Below are 20,099 nucleotides of genomic sequence, written 5' to 3'. Positions count from 1 at the left end.
GCACTACAAGGCTTTCGCCGTTATTGATATTAAGGTTTAAATGCCGAACAGCTTATTGAAGTCGGCTGATTCCCTAAAAAGCAACTGAACTGAGGTAAGATGTATGAATACAATTTTAATTATTGAAGACGAAGAAGGGATTCGAGAGAATATTTATGAACTGTTATCAGCAGAAGATTTTGAGGTACTTTTAGCAGAAAATGGTAAAACTGGCATCCAGTTGGCGCAACAGCAAAGACCAGATTTAATTATCTGTGACATTATGATGCCAGAAGTGGATGGATATGGAGTGTTAACACAGCTACGGCAAAATCTATCCACCGAAGCCATTCCGTTTATTTTTCTCACCGCTAAATCCGCCAAAGCTGATCTGCGTCAGGGGATGGAATCTGGCGCAGATGATTATTTAAGTAAACCGTTTACCAGAGAGGCGTTACTGAGAGCGATCGCGGCGCGATTTGAGAAACAAGGGGTTCTGGAACGACAATCTCAAAAGAAGCTAGACGAGTTGCGCGGTCAAATCTGCCATTCCCTCCCCCATGAGTTATATACACCCCTAAATGGAATCATCGCTTCATCTAGTTTTTTTATCAATGAATACGATGATATTGACCGAGATGAAGCCCTAGAAATTCTACAAGATATTCACACCTCCAGTCAACGGTTATATCGGCTGACAAAGAACTTCTTACTCTATGCTGAACTGGAATTAATGGCAAATGATCCAGCACGGCTTCAGGCGTTACAAAGTCGCGAGGTAAAAACGGATAGTCAACCCCTAATTTTTGAGGTCGTTCATCAAAAAGCCAAGCAAGTTGATCGAGAAGCAGATTTAGAGTTAAACCTGCAAGGAAGCAAGATTTATATGTCGGAACCGAATCTGCGGAAATTGATAGAAGAACTGATTGATAATGCGTTTAAATTTTCGCCACCTGGAACAAGCGTTAGTATCTGCGATCGCGTCGAGCAAAATCAGGTCATTCTCAGCATAACTGATCAGGGACGAGGAATGACATCGGAGCAAATCGCCAAGCTGGGAGCCTACATGCAGTTTGAGCGCAAACTCTATGAACAACAAGGGTCAGGATTAGGGTTAGCGATCGCCCAGCGTTTAGTTCAATTACATGGGGGAGAATTAACGATTGAAAGTAATCCTGGCAAGGAAACAACGGTGTCTGTTAGTTTAGCTGGTAAATGAGGAGTTACCATCCTACTTATGGTACTATTTAGCGAAAGAAAAAACGACAATGAATGAAAAAGCACTCCTCCAATTTATCAAAACTCACGAATCAAGCCATTGCTGTTTTATCAGTCATTGGCTTAAGTGGGTTTCCCCTGTCGGCAATTGCTGAAACCTTCCGATTGAGGGAAGCAACGGTATCGGATGTTAACCAAGCGTTTGATAGTGGGGACTTGACATCTGAGCAATTGGTGCAACTTTATCTAAACCGAATCCAAGCTTATGAAGATAGAAATGCTGGGATTAATGCGCTAATTTCCATCAATTCCAATGCACTGGCTGAGGCAAAAGAACTCGATCGAGAACGGCAAGAGAAAGGCAAGCGTAGCCCGTTGCACGGAATCCCGATTATCCTCAAAGATAACTATGATACAGCCGATATGCCAACTACAGCAGGCTCGGTTTTACTCAAAGGCTCTGTGCCACCAGACGATGCATTTACCGTCCAGAAGCTACGACAGGCGGGGGCAATTATTCTCGCCAAAGCCAACATGAGCGAGTTCGCTTCATCGGATGGCTGGCTTGGGTATAGCTCTTTGGGTGGGTTAACCTTAAATCCTTATAACTTGAGTCGCAATCCTTCTGGCTCAAGTGGGGGTAGTGCGGCTGCGATCGCGGCTAACTTGGCGATGTTGGCAACGGGAACGGATACATCCGGCTCGATTCGCGGTCCGGCAGCCGTTACTGGTATTGTGGGTATCAAACCGACTCAAGGGCTAGTCAGTCGGGATGGCATTGTCCCTCTTACCCTTTCCTTCGATACAGCCGGACCCATGGCGCGAACAGTCAGAGATGCTGCGATCGCGCTTGGCATTATGGCAGGCGTCGATGCCAATGATTACCGTACTTTAGAAAGCCAGGGCAAGTCACACCAGGATTACACCCCATTTCTCAAGGCAGATGCTTTGAACGGCGCTCGAAATAGTCTTGAGGGAAAATCTGTGAGATAATTGTAGTCATGTACATAGAACGTGTTCCGAACCGAAATTCCCCACCCGCCGTATTACTTCGCGAGTCCTATCGCGAAGGAAAGAAAGTGCGTAAACGTACCCTGGCTAACCTGTCAAAATTGCCGGATGAAGCGGTAGACGGTTTAAAGATTCTCCTCAAGGGAGGTAAAGCCATTGAAGACATCGAAGAAGCGTTTAACATAGTTCGCTCTCGCCCTCACGGTCACGTCGCTGCGGTACTAGGAACGATAAAGAAAATAGGATTAGACTCGATTATCAGCGGTGAAAACACACGTAACAGACGATTAGTGCTATCGATGATAGCGGCACTGATTATTGCCCCTAAGTCGAAATTAGCCACAGCCAGAGGATTACAAGAGGCGACCAAACTATCCAGTCTAGGAGAACGATTGGGATTGTCTGGAACAGATGAAGATGAACTCTATTTAGCCATGGATTGGCTATTGTCTAGGCAAGAGGAGATAGAAAAGAGTTTAGCGTCTATCCATTAGCGTAGAAGGAACATTAGTCCTCTATGATGTCAGTTCAACCTATTTTGAAGCGTACAGACGCGCCATGGCGCGTCTCTACCCTTTGGCAAAATTCGGCTATAATAGAGAAAAGAAAAAAGGTAAATTGCAAATCGTATTTGGATTATTATGTAACGCCCAAGGATGTCCGATTGCCGTCGAGGTGTTTGAAGGAAATACAGCCGACCCCAGTACATTAACCCAACAGATCGAAAAAGTCCGCACTCGGTTTGGATTAAAGAAAATAATCTGGGTGGGGGACAGGGGAATGATAACACAAGCTAGAATCCGAGAAGACCTCAAGGAAACAGCAGGAGTAGATTGGATAACGGCGCTACGTTCAAGCCAAATCCGTAAGTTAGTGAACCAGTCGTACATTCAGCTCTCTCTATTTGATGAAAAAGACTTAGCTGAAATTACCTGTGAAGACTATCCGGGAGAGAGATTAGTTGCCTGTCGGAATCCATTCTTAGCTGAAGAAAGAAAAAGAAATCGAGAAGAGTTATTACAAGCCACGGAGCAGAAATTAGATAAAATAGTCAGTGCCACATCACGGAAAAGATGTCCGTTAAGGGGTGAAGCTGACCCTTCGACTTCGCTCAGGGTCAGCACCGAGCGAAGTCGAGGTGCTGAAATCGGATTAAAAGTGGGTGAAGTGATCAACAAATATGGTGTGGCGAAACATTTCAAAATCCAGATAACTCCCGATAGCTTATCTTACAAAAGAAACACCGAAAGTATTAATGAAGAAGCCACATTAGATGGCTTATATGTGGTGAGAAGTTCCGTACCCGAAGAAACATTGAACGCCGAAGAGACGGTCAAAGCCTATAAGAGTTTATCCAAAGTTGAGCAAGCCTTCCGCAGCTATAAAACTATAGATTTAAAGGTACGTCCTATCTATCATCGTAACAGCGATAGAGTTAAAGCTCATGTATTCTTATGTATGTTGGCGTACTATGTAGAATGGCATATGCGCCGATGTTTAGCCCCGATTCTTTTCGATGAAGATGATTGGGAAAATGCTCTTAGATTACGTGAAGGAATAGTCACCCACTCAGTTCGGAGCGATTCGGCTTCTTCCAAAGCCCAAAAGAAGCGGACAGCAGATAACTTACCCGTGCATAGCTTTCAAACCCTGTTAGCTGATTTGGGAACAATTGTTAACAATCGAATTCAGTCTAATATTCCAGGTGTAAATTTTGACTTTGACAAGGTAACCGAACCGACTCCGGTACAAAGAAAGGCTTTAGATTTGTTGGGCGTCAGCCTGATTTGTACCCAGTGAAGCCGAAAGTGAAATCGCCCTAAGCCAAGATATGCATACAGTGTAGCGATTTGTCAAAGGGGAACTTCAGGTTAACGGTTGAGATTAATGACAGATGACAATCTTCACCGTTAACTGTCATGTTTCCCACCTCCTTACTGTTGATCCTTCTGCCATCGAGCGATCGCCTGCTGCGCGGCTGGGTATGAGGGAGTCCCCGGCGGAACTAAGGCGGCGGTTTGTCTCGCCAGTGACAACTGACCCCGCCATGCACGAGAATTGGCAATTAGATAAATCTGGCGACTCCATTGATCAATTAACTGTTGCGCTTGATCATAACCCGGTTGACCTGGGGGAATTTTACTTAAAGTATTAATTGCCCGATTATAAGACGAGGCTTGATTCCGTCGCAGTTGCTGTTTAGCCGCTTGAATAATTGCTTGGTTTTGCTGCTGCTGTTTCGCTTGAGTCTGCCAAGTTTTAATTGCCGACTGCGCCCGATTATAAATTGAGGGATTGGTAGACGGAACTAATTTTGCCGCCGCGATCGCAGATGCAAAATTGCCTTGTTTCGCCCGCCCTTCGGCTAAGTCAAGAATCACCTGACTCCAGCGCTGGATATCCTGTTGCGCTTCCTGGTACAGGGGTTCACCGGGTTGAATTTTCTGGGCTTGGGCGATCGCTTGACTGAAGAGGGATGCTTGATTGGGTTGGATTCTACCCTTAGCTTGTGCCAAAATCCGTTGGTTCGCTTCCATGGATTCCGGATCAGAGGGTGAGGGTGAGTCTAGGGGCTGTTCCTGGGGTTTATCCTCAGACGCGGGTGCAATACGCTGATTCTCCACAGGTGAGGGGGGAAGCGGTGAACCAGTGGCTTTAGGTGCAGGGCTAGTCTGATCAGCGACGGGACTTTGAGTCACTGACCCCTCCGTCTCTTCATCGGCTGTGGGTTGGGTTTCGGTGACAGGCTGAATAATCTGGGGACTTGTCCCAGTTTGACGGTTGAGAGTCTTGAGAGTGAGTAGCATCAGCACCAAAACCAGTATCAGTCCACTCCCTCGCAGCAGCCATTGTTTCCATGTCTGATCCTCTTGACTATCGTTGTCGGACACAAAATCAGGTATCTTAACCAAAGCGGTTGCTGAGTTGGAAGTTGCTGAGTTGGACTTTTCATCAACATCCCTAGGTGTTAACGAGTGCGTCGGTTGTTTGTCCGGTATGGCAACGGCATACTTGGAGACAGGGGCGGTTGCGCCATTCCCATTATCAGTAGAGGCGTCTTGATAGGCTGACTTGCCATTGGTCTGATCCCCCGATGTTAGGGTTGAGGCTATTGGTGTCGCCGTTTTCTCTTCGACAGAAGTAGACCCAGAGATAGGTAAAATGAGTTGTTGTCGGGTTGCTTCAGAAGGAATAATAATTAAAGGCGTCTGTATCGGTCGCCAGTGGTGTTGACTTAACTCCGGTAAGCGATCGCCTAAATACTGCTCCAAGTTTGCCAGGGTTAGCTCAGTTTGATAGTAGCGCAGGGCTTCCAGTAAGGCAGCGCTAAACAAACCATTCCGCAACGCCGTCGCTTCGTGGGAAAATTGCCCAAGCTGACTGGACATGATCAGCGTAATTCCCATCTGACGGGCTAATTCCACGGTTTCCGCACCCACCGATTCCCCGGATTGCAGTCCCGGCGATCGGTTAATATCTAGCAAAACCAGCAGATTTTCATCCCCTTGAGGCTGAAGCGAACTAAGGAGCGATCGCATGGGTATCCCGGTACGGGGAATATCCTGGGGATTCCCATCAATAGGCATTAGGTAATCGGCTTGTTGCCAACAAACTCCATAACCACTGAAAAAGAACCACCGCCAAGACTTCGACGCAGACGTTTTGCCGTTCGTCGGGGAGGGTTGGCGAGTCGCGTCCAGCCAGCGCCAAATATTGTCTTGATTGGGATAAGTGGATTGGCGATCAATCAGAGGTGAATGGTCGGTTAAAACTAAATAATCCTGGGATGACCCATTCCCCTGCTGCACCAGAAACTGCCACAAGGCTTGAGCATCCGCCTGTCCGTAGTTTAAGGGCGGTAAAAACTGATAGCGATTAATGCCAATTGCAACGCAAGCGTAATTTGCCATGGGTTTTGGGTTTCGACGTTGGCGGCTGGAACTTGATCAGTGTTGCCATCGTCTTGTCGGACTAACGGTTCAGTCTTGATCAAGACATTAAAGACAAAATCATTTTATAGTCTTCGCCGCCTGTCCGTCAGGATAACCCTGAAATCGTCTCCAATGGGTAGATTTGAAGAATCATCAATAATCTGCCCTTCAGGGGTTATCCCAGGTAACGTCTGCTGTTAAAATTTCTGTTTCATAACCCGTCGTCTACCCCAATGATCCAGTCAATTGCCCGAAAACAAATTGCGCCACTCGGTTTATGGGTGTTGTTCGGTTGTACCAGTATCAGTTGGCTGATCACCGCCGCGATCGCTCCTGAGATGGCTCAAGCTTACACGGCACGAGTCGAAGTCTCTCTGATCAGTCAGCCTGATGAAAGTTACGCTAATTTTCTCCGCCGCGCCGAAGCCATTGCTAGAGCCGCCGCCCAACGCAGTTTCGATGGTGATATATTGGTCACTGATGTCGCCGTGACCATTATTGGACAACATAATAGCGCGATCGCTCCGATTTTGTTGCTAGACGTGAGTCGTCAAAACTGGAAACGGCGTCCTATTGTTTCGTTTTGGGCAACTTATTTTCCGGGGACTCAATCCCTGCTAGACTTTAGCCAGCCATCAGAGTCTAACCAACCCCCTGAATCTGAGCCGAATCAGTAAGTAGTCGGACAAAAGAAAACGGTACTGTATTAAGTGAAAGTAAATTGCCCTAAAACCCTTACTGTTCCCTGTTCCCTGTGACACACCGAGCGTGTTACCGAGCGGAGTCGAGGTAAGTCGAGGTGTTCCCTAATCTCAACCGTTAACTTTAATTGTGTCCACCCACTTAAATAGAGAGAGGGCTTGTGCATAATATTTGAGGTAGCGTGCTGGTTCCTCAAATTGCCCAAGCCCTAAACCATTCAGGTTCTGATTTGTCCCTACATCAAATTGTGTCCTCTGAGGATGGGTTCCCGCCTCAGCAAAACTTCTTAATCTTTTACGCCAATTGGCTGATAAGTCGGGCTAGCTGCATGAATGTAGAAAGCATACCAGATAAAGCTTTCAAGCATTTTTTGGCTAAACAAGTCCAAGGTTTTAGATCCTAGATAAGCTGTTCGGCATTTAAACCATAATGTCAAGAATTGCTCTCATCCTTGTAGTGCGTTAAGCGAAGCCATGCCGCAGGCTTTGCATCTTGCTCGCTACTAATACCCAATTTAAATGCATGACAGCTTACTCTACATCTTGGCATTATGCGCCTTAGTGGTCGCAGAATCTTCCTGACACAGGGATTGACACTGTTGCCTGTTGCCTGTTGCCTGTTCCCTTCCCTAACCAACAACACGTATTCAGCAAGCCCTAATTCGACTGGTTTTGTTGTTGTTGACGCTCTTTGACAGCCTGAGTTAACAAGTAGGTCGCTAGGCTACTCAGTGACCTACTTTCTTCCTCTGCCCACTGTTCCAAGGCTCTCTGGATTTCTTCCGGTAGATAAGCAGTGACCCGCCCTTTGAGTTTCATCAGCCCTAAATTTTAATGCTTCAACATATTCCAGTATATAGTTTTTCACTGTTTATTGCTCAATCTAAATTCGTTATACATTAAAATAACACACTTTACACTAACAAGCCAGGTTGGTCAGCGTTTGGGCTTTGTACCCACCCTCCCGTGCAAAAAAAGCGAAGCATCCCCTGGCTTCCCCCTTTTTAAGGCAGGGCTAATTCATTGTGATGAGAGAAAATTAGGACGACCAGAATTTAGCGTAAACTAAATCTTGCAGCCATAGTTTAATCGAGTCATTTGCTTGCTATGAAGGTCAATCTCCTGGAAGCCTTAACCCAAGTGCCAGACTTTCGTGCCGCAAGAGGACGGCGTTATCCTTTGTGGTTACTTCTTTTGCTGGTGATTATGGGAACTCTGAGTGATTGTTTAGGTTATCGTGCCCTGGAAGATTTTTGTCGGAGGCATCATGAGGCATTGGTGACAACTCTGCAATTACCTCCGACTCGTTTTCCTTCTGACTCCACTTTTCGGCGGGTGATGATGGGAATAGATTTTACAGATTTAGCTAATATTTTTAATAATTGGGTATATAGTAGTCTTCCTCAGGGAGAACAAGACTGGTTAGGAGTTGATGGTAAAAGTATTAAGGCTACTGTCAGCAATTACGACCAAGCTTATCAAGATTTTATTAATGTAGTTTCGGTATTCAGCGCTCAAAAAGGAGTTCCCATTGCTCTCCAACAATTTCACAACAAACAAGGGAGTGAAATTGCTGTTGTGCAAAATCTCCTAGCTACTTTAGACCTAGAAGGAGTTGTTTTCACTTTGGATTCCTTACATTGCCAAAAAAAACTGTACAGTTAATTATAGAAGGTGGCAATGATTATGTGATTGCTGTTAAGGGTAATCAAAAACGTCTACATGAACAAATTAAGCTGACTACTGAACAAAGGTTACCTGTTAGCCTTGATATCACCACAGAGCGCCGAAGTGATCGCATTACGACTCGCTCCGTCTCGGTTTTGATGACTGAGTGGCATTAGTTATGATTGGGAAGGTTTGCAACGTTTAGTTAAGGTAGAACGCTTTGGTACACGAGCAGGTAAACCCTATCACCAAATAGTATATTACATCAGTAGTCTGACTATCAATGCAGCACAATTTGCCCAAGGTATTCGGGGTCACTGGGGCATCGAGAATCGTTTACATTGGGTTAAAGACGTGGTGTTAGATGAAGATAATTCTCGGATGCGACAAGGTAACGCTCCCGCTAATTTTTCTATTATTCGTAGTTTAGTATTAACTATCTTGCGCTACAATGGCTATTCATCTATAACCACCGGAATTCGGCTGATTAGTCATAACCTGGAACAAATTTTTCAGCTAATAAGAAATGTGCCGACTCGCGTTGTTGAGCCAAATCCCAAAACCTTTATGGTAAGCAGCTCCTAGGCGAGTCCTAGTTTATTCGCGATCGCCTTGTTGAGCCAAACCCCAGAACCTTTGTGGTAACCAGCTCCTAGGTGAGTCCTAGTTTATTCGCGATCGCGTAAAGTAACTATTTGTTCTAATGGTGTTCTTCTAGCCCAGAGTCGTCTTGCCGTCTGATACCAAATCCAGTTCCCATACCCCCCTTACAAAGACATTTTTGAAAACGGTAAAAGCCTTATGTAACATTGTTGATGGCGTTTTGCTGTTCTAATTTATAAGGTGGTTCTCGCAATCGGATTTGGTATGAATAGTCCTGGTTGCCCTAATTTTCTCTCATCACAATGAATTAGCCCTGCTTTTTAAGGGGGACGGGAGGGGGATCGAAAAGGGGGGGACGGGAGCTCACAAGGGTAGGTTTTTTAAGATTGCGGTTCAGGTTAGACTTGGAAGACAGGTAGACCATCACTTCGACTTCGCTCAGCGACCGTAGACAAGGAAGAGTTTTAACGAAAAATAGGGCGTTTCGGCTTTTAGAAGTTAGTTTGACCGAACCGAATTCTGTACGGTTTTTCCCCCTTGTCTTCTTTCCTTCCTTGTCCCCTTGTCTTGTCTCCACCCTTAAATAAAAAACCTACACCTGTCAGGGGGACGGGAGGGGGATCTAAAAGGGGGGAACGAGGGGGGTTGGGGGACGGAAGTGGGACGGAAGGGGGATCTATAAGTGAAGAGGGGGATGTGAAGGGGATGAAGATGAGCTGGGGGTGAGGGCTGTAGCCTGACATGCTGCCAAATTGTCCAAATCTCCACAGGAGAAATTAACCCAAATGGGTATACCTTAAATGTTCCATAAGTCTGACAATTATTTATAATATTTTCTAAGGGAGACTAAAAAAAGGATATCGCACTTTAACCCTAAAGCGGCAGATTTACAAAACCTGCATTTTGTTAAGCTTCAATGAAGTATAAGATTAAATAAAATTTACTATATTAATTACCTAAAAAAGGGAAACTAAAGAGTCGATTAATCGTCATTTATTATGAGTAATCCTGACACGACAATAGGCAACAACCAATGACATACAAGATGAACACAACAGTATTGACCAATTGCTGGTTGGTGGTTGCCAATCTATTCGCCATGACCAAGAAAAAAAGTAAACGAACCCACTATCTACTGTTGACGTTACTCCTGGCGGGTTTACCAACGGGGGGACTGGCTCAATCGGTTGTTGAAGCGCCAGATGGGACAGGTACTATTGTCACACCCAATGGGGATCAGTTTGACATTACCGGGGGACAAACTTCTGGGGATGGGGTGAATCGTTTTCATAGCTTCAGTGAATTTGGTTTAGACGCGAATCAAACCGCTAATTTTATTTCTGATCCTAATATTAAAAACATTCTGTCCCGTGTGACAGGTGGCGACCCTTCCGTCATTAACGGGTTGCTGCAAGTGACTGGGGGAAATTCTAATCTATTTTTAATGAATCCTGCGGGTATTGTCTTTGGTGAAAATGCTCAACTTAACGTTCCCGCATCCTTTACCGCTACAACCGCTACGGGTATTGGTTTTGGGGACAATTGGTTTAATGCACAAGGGGCAAATAATTATGCCACATTGATTGGTCAACCCAATGCTTTTACGTTTAACACCGCCAACCCCGGATCAATTATTAATGCAGGTGATTTGGGGGTAGAAGCCGGACAAGATTTAAGCTTAATTGGGGGTACGGTTGTCAGTACGGGTAGCTTAACCGCGCCAGACGGAGGAATTAGTGTGACCACTGTCCCTGGTGAGAGTATGGTGCGGATTAGCCAACCTGGATATATGCTGAGTTTAGAGGTTCAACCCTCTGCGTCAATCCCATTAACTCCCCTAAATTTGCCTCAGTTGTTAACCGGGAGTGGACAAGTAGCGGGTGTGGAGGTGAGTAGCGGTGGAGAAGTTAAGTTAGTTGGGTCAGGTATCGCTGTAGAAAATGGGGATATCGTGGCGCGTGATCTGAATTCCCAGACGGCTACACTATCCGCTCAACATAATCTGACGTTGGTGGAAAGTCAGTTACAAACAACGGGAGACTTAAATCTACTGGCAAAGGATACAGTACGGGTGCGGGATAGTCTGGTCAATCCGTTTCTTGCCCAAGCTGGGGGAAATCTCTACATTCAGGGGAATCAGAGTATTGATATCTTAGCGCTAAATCATCCACAAACACCGTTTCAAAGTGGTGGAAATCTCAGTTTAGTCAGTGATGGCAAGGTTTCTGGCGATGCTCACTTTACCAGTGGAGGAAATTTTTCGATTCTTAATTTATCGGGAGAGCCAGGTAATTTTGTTAGCCTTTATGACCCAATTATTCGGGTTGATGGTGATGTTGAGTTTGGTAATTACACAGGCGCAGCTCTTTTGGTAGAAGCGACAGGTAGTATCCAGGGGGGCAATATTACGATTACTAGACCCGATAATTCTCTTGATGCTAATGTAGGAATTTCTAATTCAGATTTGGAGCTTTTGACCAGTCAACCAACCCTGATTTTGCGAGCAGGGTTGAATGCGGTAACTTCGACTAACGTTCCTGCAACTCAAGGTTCAACCAATTTTCAAACACCAGGATCGCCGTTATCGCTGCCACCAGGAAGTATCAATGTAGGAAATATTAACACTTCCGATGAAGTTTCTGAGTCTAACCAAGCTAATGCCGGTCCTGTAATATTGTTTGCCACGGGTGACATTATTACAGACACTATAACGGCGACGACAAGTAGGGGTAGTGGAGACGATTCTGGTTTTGTCAATCTGTCGGCTCAAGGAAATATTACGACTGACACTATCAACACCAGTGATAAAGGACAGGGGAATGCGGGTTCTGTGACAGTAACAGCCGGAGGTAATATCAGCATTAATGATATAGATGCTAGTGAGCAAGGACAAGGTAATTCAGGCGACGTAACCTTGACAGCAGGGGGTTCGATTACACCAGGCAATATCAACCAAGAGGCTCTCCCACCAGGCGATATGGGTCAGCTTCAGATCACACCTAACCAAACCGACCCCATACCCAATCCCCAACCGCCACCCAATCCCCAACCGCCACCCAATCCCCAACCGCCACCCAATCCCCAACCGCCACCCAATCCCCAACCGCCACCCAATCCCCAACCGCCACCCGAATCGATTCCTGAACAGATTCCTGAACGGATTTTTGTTTATGAACGGATTCCTCTTTATGAACGGATTCCGGAACCAATTCCTGAACCGGAACCAATTCTGGAAGTGGAAGTGGAACCGGAACCAATTCCTGAAACCGAACCGATTCCTGAACCGCAACCGGAAGTGGAACCGGAACCAATTCCTGAACCAGAACCAATTCCTGAACCGCAACCGGAAGTGGAAGCCGAACCAATTCCTGAACCAGAACCAATTCCTGAACCGATTACTGAAGCGGAACCCAATCCGGAACCGGAAGCGGAACCGGAACCAATTCCTGAAGCGGAACCAATTCCTGAACCGATTACTGAAGCGGAACCCAATCCGGAACCTAATCTAAATAGTACAAACCCAAGTGTTAATGAACCGAGTGATAACAACCAAAACCAATCCCCCTCTGACAACAACCAATCTACTACAACCCAAGAGCAATCCGAAACAAACCCGCCGATAGATTCAACTCAAACGGATTCTGTAGCTGAGTTTGAAGAAAAATTCACGCAGCAATTCAAGGAATATTTAGAGCTACCTGGAGATATTTCTCTGAGAACCCTAGCAGAAAGCCGGGAAATTCTCGCTAATACTGAAAAATCAACGGGAGCTAAACCCGCACTCATCTATGTCGGTTTTGCGCCCCAAACGATTACTACCGATGGGGCAACAAATGTACCCTTCCCAACTCCAAGTCCTCAAGATCAGTTAGAAATACTGCTGGTAACTGCTCAAGGAACCCCAATTCGCAAAAAAGTAGAAGGAGTAACCCGTGAGCAAGTCCTGAAAGTTGCTAATGAATTTCGTTTGCAAGTTACTAATGTCCGTAGCCAAAAAGGTTATATTGTGCCGGGACAGCAACTCTACAACTGGTTAGTGAAGCCATTAGAAGATGAATTCCAAGGTCAAGGGATCGAAAATCTCATTTTCCTCCTCGATAGTAACTTGCGCTCCGTTCCAGTGGCGGCACTCTATGATGGTGAACAGTTTCTCATCGAAAAGTATAGTGTTGGCTTAATGCCGAGTCTTAGCCTCACTGATACCCGTTATGAGCCTGTTACCAACATGGAAGTTCTGGCAATGGGAGCCTCGCAATTTACTGATAAACAACCATTACCAGCGGTGCCAGTAGAGTTATCAGAAATCACCCAGGATATATGGCAGGGAAAATCATTTCTCAATGAATCATTCACGGTGAATAACCTAAAACAACAGCAACAACGTCAGCCTTATGGCATGATTCATTTGGCAACTCATGCTGATTTCGTGCCAGGAGATCTGAGTAACTCCTATATCCAATTTTGGGATAGTAAACTGCGACTTAATCAACTGTCTGAGTTAGGTTTAAACAAGCCAACGGTAGAGTTATTGGTACTAAGCTCTTGTCGCACGGCATTGGGGAATGAGGAAGCGGAATTAGGCTTTGCTGGGTTAGCTGTTAAAGCGGGGGTTAAGTCGGCGGTGGGGAGTTTGTGGTATGTGAGTGATCAAGGAACCTTGGGGTTAATGACTGAATTTTATCAGCGGCTCAAACAAGCTCCAATTAAGGCAGAAGCTATCCGCCAAGCTCAATTAGCTATGCTCAACGGGCAAGTTTATACACAAGATGGAAAACTGATTACCACTCAGGATATGATATCTTTACCACCGGAACTGGCTAGGTTAAGAGATCAAACCTTTGAACATCCTTATTACTGGAGTGCGTTCACAATGATTGGTAGTCCCTGGTAATTTTTCATTTGTCATTTGTTATTTGTCATACTCGCTCCCTTGAGAAGCAAGCTACGTTTATGTAAGGGTTTGAAGCATATTCACATAACTTAACATCGTTCAGTTTATTTCCACCAACCTACTTAGTGAGAGCATCGTGCTTGCTACTTAATACCCAATTGAAATGCATGACGAGCTTAGGTGGAATGGTACTGACTTAAGGTTTTAGGTTGGGTTTTGACTTCGCTCAACCAAACAAAATCTAGGGCTAAGGTTCCCTTACTACGAACCCAAGCTAATCTACCAAATTGTGTGCCACGCCAGTACCCTCGTAAGCTAAGTAAGCTTTCCATAGTTGGTTGGAATTAATTTTTGACCGTAGTTAATTTACACAATCTACACCTTGGACACTCTGTCAATTAAGTTTTAATGAAGTTTAGCAAACATACAATGTACAATGCTATCCTAAACATAAGGCATAGATTAAATTATTGATAGTGCTGGGGGAATTATCCGGAAATCAATCATAAGGATTGAATAGTGAATTACATTTGTAAACACCGGGGTTGCATATATTGAATAAATACATAATAACTGAGACAGATTATTGATTTTTATTCATAATTTTTAACTTAAACTAAATAGTTATATAATATAAAAATGCACTGTATTAATTTTGCGAAAAGCCATAAAATTTTTAAATAAAACGTAAATTTTAAATCAACTTAATTTAGTCTTAATTTATCAAGCAAAGACCCATGAATCAGAGGAAAATAGCTGTGGGGTTAACTAAGGAAAGATGGCACCTGACCAAGTTATTAACTTGGCTAACTGAAAATAGTAAAGTCAATAGCATTTTACTATGGACGTTAGTTTTAGGATTCTTTCCCACTGGCGTTGAGGCACAACCTGTGCCAGCCAATGATGGAACAAATACTCAAGTAGACGCCAGTGGCGACAAATTCACGATTACTGGCGGTCAAACTTCTGGAGATGGCGCTAATCTTTTTCACAATTTTAGTGAGTTTGGCTTAGACGCAAACCAGACTGCTAATTTCATTTCTAATCCCACTATTCAGAATATTTTATCCCGTGTGACGGGGGGAAATGCTTCACTAATTAATGGGTTGATTCAGGTAACGGGGGGCAATTCCAATCTGTTCTTGATGAATCCGGCGGGGATTGTGTTTGGTCAAAATGCCCGGTTAGATGTACCTGCATCTTTTACGGCAACGACAGCGACAGGGATTGGGTTTGGGGAGAATTGGTTTAGTGCGATCGCGTCTAATGATTATACCTCTCTTGTCGGTCAACCCAATGCTTTTACGTTCAACACATCTAACCCTGGGGCGATTGTCAATGGGGGGAATTTGGAGGTTGGCAAAGATTTAAACTTCGTTGGTGGTACAGTGGTGAGTACAGGTAACTTGGAAGCCCCTAAGGGACAAATTACCATTACCACAGTTCCCGGTGAGAGTACAGTTCGCCTCAGTCAACCTGGACATTTGTTAAGTCTAGAAGTTCCAGCGGGAGATGCACCTATTAATCCCCTATCTTTACCGGAATTGCTGACAGGTTCGGTTGATGTTCCAGATGTTGGAGTCAATAGCAACGGAACGGTAAAACTCTCAGCGTCTGGTATTCCGATTGAACCTGGAGATATTGTTGCCAAAAATGTTATTGCTGAGACAGCAACCTTATATGCACGGCATAACCTAACCTTAGTTGAGAGTCAGTTACAAACCACAGGTGACTTGAATTTATTAGCACAAGATACGGTGCGAGTGCGCGATAGTGTAACCCATTCTTTCCTTGCCCAAGCTGGGGGTAATCTTTATATTCAAGGCAATAACACCATTGATATATTGGCATTAAATCATCCCCAAACCCCTTTTCAAAGTGGCGGTAATCTCAGCTTAGTCAGTGATGGGGATATTTCAGGTGATGCTCATTTTACCAGTGGGGGACATTTCTCGATTCTCAATTTAGTCGGTAATCCGGGTAACTTTGTCAGCTATTTCGATCCGATTATTAGCGTTGATGGGGATGTTACGTTTGGTGATTATAACGGGGTAGCGCTAAAGATAGAAGCGACAGGTAGTATTACCGGGGGAAACATCACCATTACTGGACCCGATACGATGTTGACGGGTGATGACCCAGATATTGAAATTTTGACCAGTTCTCCCTCCGTAATTCTGCGGGCGGGATTGACAGCATTAAATAATCCTGTCAATGTTTCTCCTTCTACCCCTTTCCTCGATGTCAACTCGAATACAACATTTAATTCGACTGAAACCTCTGCTTCACTAGGCAATATCACCGTCAATAATATTGACACATCTAGCAACGATTCTGCCTATGATTCTGGCAAAGTAATATTGTCAGCTACAGGAAATATTACGGTTAACGGTAATATAGATACTAGCAATCAAGTCGATAGCAATTCTGGAGATATTAATATATTAGCGTCTAGTGGTGATATCTCATTAGAAAATATTTCTAGCAGTAGTAATCAATTCGGAGATGCTGGGTCTATAAATGTATTGGCAAGTTCTGGAAGTATTACAGTTAATGGCAATATCAACACCGCTAATACCCTATCAGGAAATTCCGGCAATTCTGGAGACGTTGACTTAACCGCTGCTGATGAAATTATTACACGTAATATAGATATGAGGAACCAGGGAAACGGGGAGTTAGGAACGGTCAGTTTAAGAGCTGGAGGCAGCATTACAACGGGTAATATAACCCCAGAGGAAGAGTTAATGAATCAAGGGCGGTTAATTATCACCGAAAATACACCCATTACTGATCCAGAAACCCCTCCATTTACTGATCCGAGAACTGATCCAATTCCTGATCCGGGAACCGATCCAGAAACCCCTCCATTTACTGATCCGGAAACCGATCCCCCTATTAATCTAGTTGATATAATACCTCCTGATCTTGATGAGGACGCTGATTGGCAGATTGATCCGGATCAACTCATTTCTGAAGGTGAGGAAGAGTCTCCAATTATAACTTACGAAAGAAGTCCTTTTCGCCCAGAAGATAATCCCAGTGAAACAAATTCCCTGAATCCTGAAGATAATACCAGTGAGACGAATTCCTTAAACCCAGAAGATAATACCAGTGAGACGAATTCCCTGAACCCAGAAGATAATCTGAATAATTCCAGCGATACAACTCTCTCTGAACCGACAAATCAACTGACTAACTCCAGCAATCCTAGTCCTAGCGAAACGAGTAGTAATCCATCCGTCTCTGCTGAAACCCCATCCAGTGAAGCGAATAGCAATCCATCCACCCCCGCTAACAACTCATCCAGCGAAACGTCATCATCAGGTAATTCTGAGTCATCCCTCCAATCTGTTGATGCCTCAGAGGAAAACTTTACCCGGCAATTTGTAGACTATTTAGGCTTACCTACAGATATTCCTCTAGTCACACTCGCTAAAAGCCGGGATATTCTCAGCAACATTGAGAAAACTACAGGAGTTAAACCCGCGCTGCTTTATATCAGTTTTGTCCCACCAGATAGTTCTAATCAGGCAGAAAATTCATCATCTTCAAACCAAAATATTCCCCGCAAAACCCGCAATCCTCAAGACCAATTAGAACTACTACTGGTTACCGCTAATGGATTACCCATTCGCAAACGAATTCCAGAAATTACTCGCCAACAAGTTCTCAACGTTGCGGATCAGTTTCGCTTAGAAGTCACCAATATTCGCAGTCGCCAAGGCTACATTGCTCCCGGTAAACGACTTTATGATTGGCTAGTGGCTCCCATGGACAATGAACTGCAAGCCCTCGGTATCGAAAACATAACCTTCCTAGTAGACTACGGCTTGCGCTCTATTCCTCTGGCGGCTCTTTACGATGGTCAACAGTTTTTGATTGAGAAATACAGTGTTGGTTTAATGCCGAGTTTAAGCCTGGTAAATCCCAACTACGCCCCCATTGAAAACATGGAAGTTTTAGCAATGGGAGCGGCAGAATTTACGGATCAAAAACCTTTACCTGCTGTCCCCGTAGAATTATCAGCTATTACCCAATCCCTGTGGCAAGGAAAATCTTTTCTGAACGATACATTTACTTTAGAAAATCTCAAAGCACAACGTCAACAGCAACCTTTTGGCATTATCCACTTAGCCACTCATGCTAATTTCCAATCGGGAGAACCGAATAACTCCTATATCCAACTTTGGGACAGGAAGCTGCGACTCAATCAATTACCTCAATTAGACTGGAATAATCCTCCCGTTGAACTCTTAGTTCTCAGTGCTTGTCGCACCGCATTGGGGAATGAGGAAGCGGAATTAGGGTTTGCTGGATTAGCGGTTCAAGCGGGCGCAAAATCAGCCGTAGGAAGTTTATGGTATGTCAGTGATGAGGGAACTCTAGGATTAATGACCCAACTCTATCAAACCCTCAAACAAGCCCCTATTAAAGCAGAAGCGCTGCAGCAAACTCAACTGGCAATGTTGCAGGGACAAGTCTATGTCCAAGGGGGTCAGCTGATTGCAGGTAATAAATCAGTCCCGTTACCACCAGAATTAGCCAGATTAGGAGATGGCAACTTTCAACATCCTTATTACTGGAGTGCGTTCACTATGGTTGGTAGTCCTTGGTAATTCGTCATTCGTCATTCGTCATTCGTTATTCGTCTTATGTCTTATATCATTCGTCTTATGTCTTATGTCATTTGGTCGGGGCGGGTTTTGCAGCCAAGCTAGGGATAACAATTAATATTAGTCCCTAAACCCGCCCCTACAGACAGATGCTTCTGGCATCACATCTGGAACATGACTCCCCTATCTCCCCCTGCTTCCCCCGCTCCCCCCGCCTGACAGGTGTAGGTTTTTTACCTTAGGGTGGGGACAAGACTTGGAGGACAAGGAAGGAAAGTAGACAAGGAAGAGAAGACTTGTAGAGTTCAAGACGTATTTAGAGAAAAAGATTGTCGTGGAAATAAACCCTTCAAGGAAATAGTTTTACCACAAATTAAATCGGCAATAATGTTGATTAAGCCTTGCAAAAAGCAAGAAATTTCCCTCGTTTTTTTTCTTAACTCCGATTTTGAATTTATCCGATAATCAGGATTCTGTTGCTCGTTGAACTGTTGTGATTGATGTGACTTTTCTTCACTCCCTACAGTTACTGTCCAGAGTGTTGCTATTGCCATGGCTAACCAAATTCTTTCAGCTCGGTCTGGTTCTCTTAAACGAGTTTTCTGCCACTGCCATCCATCGCTTTTTATATCTCGATAACTTGATTCAATCCAAGCCCGTAAACCATACCAAAAGCTCTGAGCTTGTGTTAGTTCTAAATCCGTAACAATTAACCAGGGTTCTTTATATCCTTCATCCCAGCGTGCTAATAACGTACATTCAAGAGAATGATCCTTGAAACAAGTCACATAACCTGACCAATCTGTTCTTGTTTTTGGGGCGACTGTATCTAAACATCTCCACTCCTGCTCCTGTCTAAGTTGATAGTATCCTTGTTTATTAATTCTTAAAAAAGGATGCCAATTTAAGGAGCAAATTACCTCAAATAGCCAGTCAGCATATAGTCCCCTATCCGCTAATACGATGACTTGCCAATAGTCGGGGACTACATCCTTTACATAGTGGAAAATATGAAGCCAATGAGGTTTCCAAGAACCTTTTTCTGTTCCTTTAACAATTTTCCACGCTACGGGAATGCCACAACCTTGATAAAGAACATGAAGGGAAAGAACAGTAAAATTCTGACCAATATTGGTTGCATCTATTGCCAAGGGCAAACATTTATCTTCAGACTTCCATAAACTGAGAATCCATTTGAGTAGAGGAGCAAAGCATTGGCTGACATCTAACTCTCTTCGTTTCGCTCCTTTTTTATCTTTACTATCTTGATACCATTCTTTCAGTCTTTGTCTGACTGTATTCCTTTTTTCTCCATTAATTTTTGCGATAAATTCTGATAATCGGGTCAGACTACTTGAACCTGTCATCACTATGCCAAAGCTCCAAGTGGCTAGACCAACCACTTCAGGCAAAGACAAATGAGGGAAATGATAGGAGACAAGTTTTGACCAATCTTTTAAATATTTATTGCGTAACATAC

12 protein-coding genes and 1 pseudogene are annotated in these 20,099 nt (G+C 44.3%); 9 read left to right on the top strand and 4 right to left on the bottom strand.

Going from position 1 to position 20,099, the window contains the following annotated elements; translation table 11 throughout:
• Positions 1 to 103 precede the first annotated feature (103 nt).
• The 3 genes and pseudogenes from MC7420_RS27450 to MC7420_RS27440 all read left to right on the top strand — a co-directional run bounded on the left by MC7420_RS27450 (position 104) and on the right by MC7420_RS27440 (position 4,008).
• On the top strand, positions 104 to 1,198 hold the full coding sequence (locus MC7420_RS27450) for a hybrid sensor histidine kinase/response regulator (protein ID WP_006104609.1): 1,095 nt from the start codon (positions 104 to 106) through the stop codon (positions 1,196 to 1,198).
• A 53-nt stretch (positions 1,199 to 1,251) separates the two neighbouring features.
• Complete coding sequence (locus tag MC7420_RS27445; RefSeq protein WP_006104662.1) at positions 1,252 to 2,190, top strand: amidase family protein; 939 nt, start codon at positions 1,252 to 1,254, stop codon at positions 2,188 to 2,190.
• A gap of 8 nt (positions 2,191 to 2,198) precedes the next feature.
• A pseudogene (locus MC7420_RS27440) lies at positions 2,199 to 4,008 on the top strand (IS1634 family transposase).
• Between the two features lie 134 nt (positions 4,009 to 4,142).
• Here the strand turns inward: MC7420_RS27440 and MC7420_RS27435 are convergent.
• Entirely contained in the window at positions 4,143 to 6,119 is a 1,977-nt protein-coding gene (locus tag MC7420_RS27435; protein ID WP_006104553.1) for a caspase family protein, read from the bottom strand.
• 254 nt (positions 6,120 to 6,373) lie between these two features.
• Between MC7420_RS27435 and MC7420_RS27430 the strand changes: the two genes are divergently transcribed.
• Positions 6,374 to 6,817, top strand: a complete 444-nt coding sequence (locus MC7420_RS27430; protein ID WP_006104620.1) for a hypothetical protein — start codon at positions 6,374 to 6,376, stop codon at positions 6,815 to 6,817.
• A gap of 681 nt (positions 6,818 to 7,498) precedes the next feature.
• On the opposite strand, the gene MC7420_RS37395 is transcribed toward MC7420_RS27430, so the two are convergent.
• Positions 7,499 to 7,660 carry a ribbon-helix-helix domain-containing protein gene (locus MC7420_RS37395; protein ID WP_006104592.1) on the bottom strand — a complete coding sequence of 54 codons (162 nt, stop codon included), beginning with the start codon at positions 7,658 to 7,660 and terminating at the stop codon, positions 7,499 to 7,501.
• 288 nt (positions 7,661 to 7,948) lie between these two features.
• On the opposite strand from MC7420_RS37395, the gene MC7420_RS27420 reads away from it, so the two are divergent.
• From MC7420_RS27420 to MC7420_RS27410, 4 genes are all read left to right on the top strand, one after another.
• On the top strand, positions 7,949 to 8,506 hold the full coding sequence (locus MC7420_RS27420) for an ISAs1 family transposase (RefSeq protein WP_006098448.1): 558 nt from the start codon (positions 7,949 to 7,951) through the stop codon (positions 8,504 to 8,506).
• Positions 8,482 to 8,685, top strand: coding sequence for a hypothetical protein (locus tag MC7420_RS40560; RefSeq protein ID WP_006104630.1), 204 nt, complete (start codon positions 8,482 to 8,484; stop codon positions 8,683 to 8,685). The genes MC7420_RS27420 and MC7420_RS40560 overlap by 25 nt, the downstream gene beginning before the upstream one ends.
• Positions 8,672 to 9,094, top strand: a complete 423-nt coding sequence (locus MC7420_RS37390) for an ISAs1 family transposase (protein ID WP_083799188.1) — start codon at positions 8,672 to 8,674, stop codon at positions 9,092 to 9,094. Before MC7420_RS40560 ends, MC7420_RS37390 begins: the two co-directional genes overlap by 14 nt.
• Positions 9,095 to 10,157: 1,063 nt before the next feature.
• Positions 10,158 to 14,003 carry a CHAT domain-containing protein gene (locus MC7420_RS27410; RefSeq protein WP_006104576.1) on the top strand — a complete coding sequence of 1,282 codons (3,846 nt, stop codon included), beginning with the start codon at positions 10,158 to 10,160 and terminating at the stop codon, positions 14,001 to 14,003.
• Between the two features lie 176 nt (positions 14,004 to 14,179).
• Here MC7420_RS27410 and MC7420_RS40555 read toward each other — a convergent pair whose 3' ends face one another.
• Positions 14,180 to 14,335: a hypothetical protein gene (locus MC7420_RS40555; RefSeq protein WP_006104639.1), complete on the bottom strand. Its 156-nt coding sequence runs from the start codon at positions 14,333 to 14,335 to the stop codon at positions 14,180 to 14,182.
• A gap of 405 nt (positions 14,336 to 14,740) precedes the next feature.
• On the opposite strand from MC7420_RS40555, the gene MC7420_RS27405 reads away from it, so the two are divergent.
• Positions 14,741 to 18,622: a CHAT domain-containing protein gene (locus MC7420_RS27405; protein ID WP_157453354.1), complete on the top strand. Its 3,882-nt coding sequence runs from the start codon at positions 14,741 to 14,743 to the stop codon at positions 18,620 to 18,622.
• Between the two features lie 302 nt (positions 18,623 to 18,924).
• On the opposite strand, the gene MC7420_RS27400 is transcribed toward MC7420_RS27405, so the two are convergent.
• Positions 18,925 to 20,097, bottom strand: coding sequence for a transposase (locus tag MC7420_RS27400; protein WP_006104604.1), 1,173 nt, complete (start codon positions 20,095 to 20,097; stop codon positions 18,925 to 18,927).
• Positions 20,098 to 20,099 lie beyond the last annotated feature (2 nt).

This window comes from Coleofasciculus chthonoplastes PCC 7420 (genome assembly GCF_000155555.1).
Lineage (GTDB): Bacteria > Cyanobacteriota > Cyanobacteriia > Cyanobacteriales > Coleofasciculaceae > Coleofasciculus > Coleofasciculus chthonoplastes_A.
This window is presented reverse-complemented; position numbering and strand designations above follow the sequence as displayed.

Bases quoted from the DNA above. Each gene is read 5' to 3' on its own strand.
- MC7420_RS27450 (WP_006104609.1), top strand. From the start codon at position 104: ATGAATACAATTTTAATTATTGAAGACGAAGAAGGGATTCGAGAGAAT.
- MC7420_RS27445 (WP_006104662.1), top strand. From the start codon at position 1,252: ATGAAAAAGCACTCCTCCAATTTATCAAAACTCACGAATCAAGCCATT.
- MC7420_RS27435 (WP_006104553.1), bottom strand. From the start codon at position 6,119: ATGGCAAATTACGCTTGCGTTGCAATTGGCATTAATCGCTATCAGTTT.
- MC7420_RS27430 (WP_006104620.1), top strand. From the start codon at position 6,374: ATGATCCAGTCAATTGCCCGAAAACAAATTGCGCCACTCGGTTTATGG.
- MC7420_RS37395 (WP_006104592.1), bottom strand. From the start codon at position 7,660: ATGAAACTCAAAGGGCGGGTCACTGCTTATCTACCGGAAGAAATCCAG.
- MC7420_RS27420 (WP_006098448.1), top strand. From the start codon at position 7,949: ATGAAGGTCAATCTCCTGGAAGCCTTAACCCAAGTGCCAGACTTTCGT.
- MC7420_RS27410 (WP_006104576.1), top strand. From the start codon at position 10,158: ATGAACACAACAGTATTGACCAATTGCTGGTTGGTGGTTGCCAATCTA.
- MC7420_RS40555 (WP_006104639.1), bottom strand. From the start codon at position 14,335: ATGGAAAGCTTACTTAGCTTACGAGGGTACTGGCGTGGCACACAATTT.
- MC7420_RS27405 (WP_157453354.1), top strand. From the start codon at position 14,741: ATGAATCAGAGGAAAATAGCTGTGGGGTTAACTAAGGAAAGATGGCAC.
- MC7420_RS27400 (WP_006104604.1), bottom strand. From the start codon at position 20,097: ATGTTACGCAATAAATATTTAAAAGATTGGTCAAAACTTGTCTCCTAT.